Here is a 6722-nt window from a genome sequence, read left to right as displayed (position 1 = left end):
AAGCTATCTTTTATCACGCAAGAGCAAAATGTAACACTTGAGTATAAATCAAAAGCAAGTGATGATAAATTTGAGCGTTCTTACTCTGTTTTAAGGGTTAAATTTGATGAGTGGTTAGGACAAAAGGCTGAAGAAGCCGGAGTAAGCATCGTAACTGGCATAAGAGTTGATGATCTGGTAAAACAAGACGGCAAAATTTGCGGTGTTGTAGCAGGTGATGAGCAGATGTTTGCTGATGTTGTGATACTTGCAGATGGTGCAAATTCGCCACTTTGTAAAAAATACAACCTTGGTTTTGACGCAAACTCCCATACTTGTGCGGTCGGCGTAAAAGAGATCATCGAGCTTGGTAGCGATAGGATAGATGATATCTTTAACCTAAATGCAAACGAAGGTGCGGCGTGGCTCTTTGCTGGGGATATAACAGACGGCAAAATGGGCGGTGGATTTTTATACACGAACAAAAGCTCGATCTCGCTTGGCGTAGTTTTTGGGATGCATAACGCAGGAAATGCAAATTTAAGCGTCGCAAAAATGCTACAAAATTTAAAAGCTCATCCAGCCGTAGCCCCGCTTATCAAAAATGGCAAAACGATCGAGTACTCAGCTCATATCGTGCCAGAGGGTGGATTTAATGCTATAAAAAACATTAGCAATGATGGCGTCTTAGTCGTGGGCGACGCAGCTGGACTTTGCCTAAATTTAGGCTATATCGTAAGGGGTATGGATCTAGCCGTTCAAAGCGGCGTGGAAGCAGCAAATGCCATAATACAAGCAAAGCAAAAGGGCGATTTTTCAAAGACTTCGCTTGGTGTTTATGAAAATTTCCTAAACGAAAGCTTTGTAATGCAGGATATGAAGCTTTATAAAGATGTGCCACAAATGCTTGATAATGATCGAATTTTTGGGCTTTATCCAAATTTAGCAGCTGACATTATGCACGATATGTTTATGGTAAATGGCAAAAGCGAGCGGCTAATGAAAAAAATCATACCGCGAGTAAAAAAGGCGGGAATTTTAAACATCGCAAAGGATATTTACAAAGGAGTTAAGGCGTTATGATAACTATAAATGTTGATGAAAAACTAGGACTTAATAAATTTTTTGTTGATGAGAGCAACGCTCACATCGAGCTTACAGAGCAGATGGATTTGGCTGAGTTTAAAAAACTGCAAATCGCCTGCCCTGCCGCACTTTACGATATAGACGAGAGTGGCAAGGTCAAATTTGACTATGCTGGTTGCTTAGAGTGCGGAACTTGTAGAATTTTATGTGGCGATACGATCATTAAAAAGTGGGAGTACCCACTTGGTGGCTTTGGCGTAGAATACAGACACGGATAAAACATTTCTTAAAGGAGATAACATGAAAAAGAGTTTGGCATTAGTTGCTGTGCTATCTTGCGTAGCTATGGCAAGTGGCAGTGAGACGCTTGAAGAGGCGTTTAAAAACGGCAAGGCAAGTGGCGATGTGTCGGCATATTATGAGAGTCGCCATGTAACAAAAGGCGAAAAATCGACCTATTTTGAAAATACAGCTTGGGCGATAGGCTCAATCGGTCTTTCTTATGAAAGCGATTTTTATCAAAATTTCAAGCTTGGCGTTGGATTTAGGGCTAGTGCGCCGTTTTATGAAGATGATAAAAATTTCGACACTGGCAATGGCAAAGGAGATTCAACAGAGAGAATTTATGAGAAAAATAGATATATGCTCTCTAAACTTTTCTTAGAGTATAACGCCTATGACACCGTTATCAGAGTTGGTCGTCAAGATATGAAGGGCGACTGGATCACAAAGATAAATGACGGCGTTAGCATAACAAACAATTCAATTAAAAATTTAACCATAGACGCACTTTGGACAAGGGCCAGAGGCAAGGTTCAGCTAAACGAGATGTTTAGAGTTACAAAGAAAAACGAGAACAAAGGCATTTATGCTCTTGGTGCTACATATAAGCTTGATATGGGACTGGCGTTTAGGGGCTATGGTATGTATGCTGATGATTTATTTTCAGGCGTTGGTGGCAAGGTATTTTATGACGGCGCTATAAATGACAAAACAAGCGTGGGAGGTATGCTACATTACGCTCAAACTAGCGAGAAAAAGAACGGCGTAGATAACGGCAAAGTCTTTGAAGCGACCACATACGCAAAGTATGATAATGTCAAATTTACACTAGGCTATGCTCAATCTGGCAAGAAAAACGGCTGGGGTAGCTTTAACAAAGCTGGAGATAGGATAGTGCCGTTTGAAGAGGGCGATGTGATGTATGAAAGAGACGCAAAGACATTTTACGGTATGCTTTCAACTAACATAGAAAAACTTAGCGTAGATGTATTATTTGGCTCAACTAGCTACAAGCTAAAAGGTGGTGATGATAAAAGCTATAGACAGCATGAACTAAGCACTTGGTTAAGCTATCCTATCATGAACAACTTAGATATTTTTGCGACATACGATCAAACCTTTAAAGCACAGCCAAGCTACCCAGCGATGACGCAAGTAAGCGTTGGCTTAAGTTATAAATTCTGAAATCACGGCTCAAAGCAAAAGTTTTGAGCCAAAACACTTTAAAATATGCTTAACTTAAAATATTTCAAAGCTTTTTATTATAAAATTTTAAAAAATAAACAAAGGTCTATTTATGACTAGTGAGCAACGAGCCAATATTAAAAAAACAAGAATGATGAAATACTTCATAAACGCCGCAAATGAAATAATCCAAAAAGATGGCATAGACGCGGTAAATATACGCAACGCAGCAAATTTAGCAGGGTATTCGAGTGCGACTTTATATAATTACTTTGATAATTTAACACATTTGGTATTTTTGGCGACATTTAACCAGCTTGAAGAATACAACAAAGCTTTGTCAAAAAACATAGCCGAGTGCGAAAATTCGCTAGAAGTTTATATGCGAGTTTGTAAGTGCTTTTGTGATTATTCTTATGCAAAGCCTGAAATTTATGAGCTTTTATTTTTCGCTCATAATGATGGAAAATTTGACGGCTACATAGAGCAGTATTACGAACTTTATCCAAATAAAGATAAAAATAAACTGCCAAAATTTCTAAACGATATGTTTGCGACAAATGATTTGCATAAGCGAAGTTTTTCGATGCTTGAAAACTGCGTAAATGACGGCTTTATAAAGCTAGAAGACACGCAGGATTTTAACGATATTTGTCTGCGTTTTAACAAGACGATTTTGCAAGATGTCAAGGATAAAATTCTCTCAAAACACGATGCAACAAAGATTACTATAAGGTATTACTATAAGCTTTTAAGAGCGGTTGTGAATAGAAAATTTACACATGTTTTGGACAAATGCTATAATGATATTTTAAATGAACTTGATAGTAAAAAATCCATTAAGATTTAATTTTAATATAAACTTTTGGCTTTTTGTAATCGTATTGCAAAAAGCTCTTGTAGTTAGTTAAAACATTAAAATTTCATCTTCTGGCTTTTGCAAATTTGTAGGCATAAAGAATTTGCAAGAGCTATAAAATCGCTAATCTCAATGAAATTTCAAATTACTAAAATTGGTTCATGAGTGCTAGGTGATTGAGTTAAAAACCTTTATAAGTTTATGTTTTAGGCGTAAGATTAATTTTGTTTTAGACGCTTTAAGCTTAAAATTTTACGCTTTTTTGCAAACCGCTGAGGTGCTTGTCAAAATATCGTGCAAATTTAGCCTGTCTTTACGAAAAAAGCAGATCACTAACCCAACCACGCTAAATCCTGCCAAAACAAAGCAGATGTAGCGAAAAATGGCGTGAATGAGTGAAATTTTGCGTCCAGTTTTTAGATTTATGAGATAAATTTGCTGTGCTTTATAGCCTGGAGTTTGAGCTTTAAGAGTAAAAAATAGCGCACAAATCACGCCGTAGAGCCCTTGACAAAGCCCAATGGTAAGCTGTGAGTGCAAAAACTCGTCCTTGCCATCAAGCACGACATAGGTCGCGATGTATAAAATCGGCATCATAATGATAAACATATCTATCACAAATGCCTTTATACGGCTAGTTATAGGGGCGATGACCGCCTTTTGCTTTTGTGCTTTTTCGCTCATTTTTTGCCTTTTTTATAAATTTAATCGTGCCAAAATTTGTTGTGTGTTTTTGGCTTTAACACAAATTCGACCACAAACACGCATTGATAAATTTTGCTCTTAAAAATTTCAAACCAAAACGTAAATTTTAGCCAAAGCCTAATTTGACCTTATCAATCAAAAATCAGCTTAAATTTGCCATTAGCCCACTTTTACGGATAAATTTCACTCAAAATAGGCTGTGTTTTAAAGCAAATCGCTTTTTACACAAGCTAAAATTTCAGCCTTTTTGCTAAAATGCTAAAAACAAATCTAGTTTCCGCGACTGCCCGGCTTTATCGCCACGCTTCCGCCCTTGCAAAGCGGACAGGACTCTGGCTCATAAATCTCAAACTCAAAATTTCCTAATGCAAAAAGTGGCTTGTCAAACGGCAATTTGCACTCGGCTTTTCTGGAACTAGGCATATTTGAAAGTGAGCAAAATCCACGATTTGCAAGAGCTGCAAAGCCCACGACCACTCCACCAAGCTCCTGGATTATCTTTGCACTCTCAAGTGCTGAGCCACCAGTTGTAATAATATCCTCGCAGATGATAAAACGCTCACCCTCTCTCACCTCAAAGCCACGCCTAAGGCTCATCACTCTCTCAACTCGCTCAGTAAAAATGAAGCGTTTTTTGGCCGCACGAGCTAGTTCATACCCAGCCAAAATTCCACCAAGTGCTGGTGAGCAAACGCTATCAAATTCCACTCCATTTTCAGAGATAATTTTAGCTAGTTCATCAGCTAAACGCCCTGCAAGTTCAGGGTTTTCTAAAACCTTTGCACTTTGTAAATAAAACTGCGAATGTTTGCCACTACTAAGCAAAAAATGCCCCTGCAAATACGCCCCAGCGTCCCTGTAAATCTGCTCTATATTCATCTATGCTCCCTTAAAATTTGTGCGATTTTAGCAAATTTGGACTTAATCGCTAGTTAGCAACATCAGCGTGACGGCATGGATTTTACTTATCTCATCGTCTATCAAATCCACATAAAATGCTTTAAAAACGACTGAGTATTTTTCATTTCTCAAAAATAAAATTTCACTTTTCATATCGTCGTAGTGCTGCATGTTAATGTCATATTTTTCTAAGGCATTTTTGGCGTGATTAAAGAGATTTACTTTTGCCGTTTTATCGCCAAAACTTAGCTCGATCTCACACTCTTTTTCGTCCTTGCAAATGTAGTACTGGTTGTTAAAAATTATCCGAGACGCGGTCACATCGCTAAAATTTTCCTGGTCTAAAACAAAAGAGATATCGCGTGGATTTTTGATATCGCTTATATGTTTTAAAAGCTCTGGCATTGGCTTAAACTCAGCGTTATATCTATCAAATATAAACGACATCTCTTGTAGCTCGTTTAGCTGTGTTTGATTAAGAGATTTTAGTGCGTCTAGATTGTTTAAATTTAGCTTATGCACTAGCTCTTCAAGGCGTTTTGTTTGCGAGTTTATCGTGATCGATCTAGTATCTAGTATGAAAAATGTCACGCACAGCAAACTCATACAAAGCACAGAAATAAGGCGGTAAGAGCTTAAAAATTTTACAAAATTCATAGCATAAACCACGCTCATCAAACCAGCTACCCCGCACAGATAAACCCTGTCCGGCGTAAAGCCGTAAGTGCTAACTCTCTCAACTATCCCCACCCACAAAAGAACAATGGGAGCAAGTGCTAAAAACTTAAAATTTGCGTAAAATTTCAGCCATTTTTTCTCGCTTAAAACGCTAAAAATCATCAAAAATACAAAGCCAAAAATAAGATAAACAAGCACGATATAAGCCACTCCGCCACGTGGCAGGCCGCTGAAAATGGCGATTTTAGCGATATAAATGTATAGGATTATGGTGTAGATGATGAGTGCTGGGGTAAGTAAGAAGTTAAAAATTTTTTCATAAAATGGCGACTCTAAGTTTAAATTCGCATCCTCAAAAACCATAAAAAACCAGCAAACACTAGATAAAAATAGTATAAAATATGCTTGGTTTATAAATAAATTTATGTCAAAGAGATACTGAATTCCTGCCAAAATGATAACAAATACTATCAAGATCATCGCACCAGTCGCAAGTGCCATAGATAAATTTGATAACTTTTTTAGAGCGATTTTGACAAAGGTTTCGTTTGATCTTGAAAAACCATCGCTTAAAAGCAAGATAAATGAGATGGTGGTTATGGCAAGAAAGTGAGTATTACTTAAACCTATATAAAGCAGTGCAAAAAGTGCTACAAACGAGCCAAAAAACGCCGTGATGTAGGCGGCTTTAAAACGACGAAGCGAGTAGATCGCCACCAAAAATATCGGCAAATTATAATAAAGCTCACTGTTTGATGCGTATCTGAGGAATCGCCCGACATAGTTTGGCAAAATATCAACAAGCACCATAAATAAAGCATAATATGGCAAAAAAGCATATGCAAGGCCAACAAGTAATATGAGTATAGTTTCAGCTGGATGGTTTTTTAAGGTGTGCTTTGCACTGGATTTAAACTCGGTAAATAGGTTCAACTTACGTCCTTTTAGATATGATTTTGGTTATTATAACATTTGAAGGGAGAATTTATCAGAGCTTTTTGGGGAGTGTGCTGTAAAATTTAAATTTTAAAACAAATTTTTGGCTAGA

Annotated in this window: 7 protein-coding genes; 4 read left to right on the top strand and 3 right to left on the bottom strand. The window is 37.5% G+C overall.

The window, feature by feature from the left end:
* From LQU93_RS05250 to LQU93_RS05235, 4 genes are all read left to right on the top strand, one after another.
* Nucleotides 1–1062 (top strand): FAD-dependent oxidoreductase (locus tag LQU93_RS05250; protein WP_229932830.1); only part of this gene is annotated, 1062 nt, incomplete at its 5' end.
* Nucleotides 1059–1343, top strand: coding sequence for a 4Fe-4S dicluster domain-containing protein (locus LQU93_RS05245; RefSeq protein ID WP_229932829.1), 285 nt, complete (start codon nt 1059–1061; stop codon nt 1341–1343). The genes LQU93_RS05250 and LQU93_RS05245, both read left to right, overlap by 4 nt.
* 22 nt (nt 1344–1365) lie before the next feature.
* The gene (locus LQU93_RS05240; protein ID WP_229932828.1) at nt 1366–2532 is read left to right on the top strand and encodes an Opr family porin; all 1167 of its coding nucleotides are present in this window, start codon (nt 1366–1368) and stop codon (nt 2530–2532) included.
* A gap of 112 nt (nt 2533–2644) precedes the next feature.
* Nucleotides 2645–3382 carry a TetR/AcrR family transcriptional regulator gene (locus LQU93_RS05235; protein WP_229932827.1) on the top strand — a complete coding sequence of 246 codons (738 nt, stop codon included), beginning with the start codon at nt 2645–2647 and terminating at the stop codon, nt 3380–3382.
* Nucleotides 3383–3643: 261 nt separating this feature from the next.
* Here the strand turns inward: LQU93_RS05235 and LQU93_RS05230 are convergent, their stop codons facing one another.
* From LQU93_RS05230 to LQU93_RS05220, 3 genes are all read right to left on the bottom strand, one after another.
* On the bottom strand, nt 3644–4075 hold the full coding sequence (locus LQU93_RS05230; protein WP_229932826.1) for an RDD family protein: 432 nt from the start codon (nt 4073–4075) through the stop codon (nt 3644–3646).
* Between the two features lie 291 nt (nt 4076–4366).
* Nucleotides 4367–4975, bottom strand: a complete 609-nt coding sequence (gene pyrE, locus LQU93_RS05225) for an orotate phosphoribosyltransferase (RefSeq protein ID WP_229932825.1) — start codon at nt 4973–4975, stop codon at nt 4367–4369.
* A gap of 42 nt (nt 4976–5017) precedes the next feature.
* A complete protein-coding gene (locus LQU93_RS05220; protein ID WP_229932824.1) occupies nt 5018–6607 on the bottom strand; it encodes a DUF4153 domain-containing protein in 1590 nt (529 codons plus the stop codon).
* Nucleotides 6608–6722 lie beyond the last annotated feature (115 nt).

This window comes from Campylobacter majalis, from assembly GCF_905120465.1.
In the GTDB taxonomy this organism is placed as follows: Bacteria; Campylobacterota; Campylobacteria; order Campylobacterales; family Campylobacteraceae; genus Campylobacter_A; species Campylobacter_A majalis.
Note: the sequence above shows the minus strand (reverse complement) of the source record. Positions and strands in the feature narration are given on the sequence as shown.

What these genes read in the sequence shown, in the direction of transcription:
- pyrE (WP_229932825.1), bottom strand. Translation starts at nt 4,975, where the DNA reads ATGAATATAGAGCAGATTTACAGGGACGCTGGGGCGTATTTGCAGGGG.
- LQU93_RS05230 (WP_229932826.1), bottom strand. Translation starts at nt 4,075, where the DNA reads ATGAGCGAAAAAGCACAAAAGCAAAAGGCGGTCATCGCCCCTATAACT.
- LQU93_RS05240 (WP_229932828.1), top strand. Translation starts at nt 1,366, where the DNA reads ATGAAAAAGAGTTTGGCATTAGTTGCTGTGCTATCTTGCGTAGCTATG.
- LQU93_RS05245 (WP_229932829.1), top strand. Translation starts at nt 1,059, where the DNA reads ATGATAACTATAAATGTTGATGAAAAACTAGGACTTAATAAATTTTTT.
- LQU93_RS05235 (WP_229932827.1), top strand. Translation starts at nt 2,645, where the DNA reads ATGACTAGTGAGCAACGAGCCAATATTAAAAAAACAAGAATGATGAAA.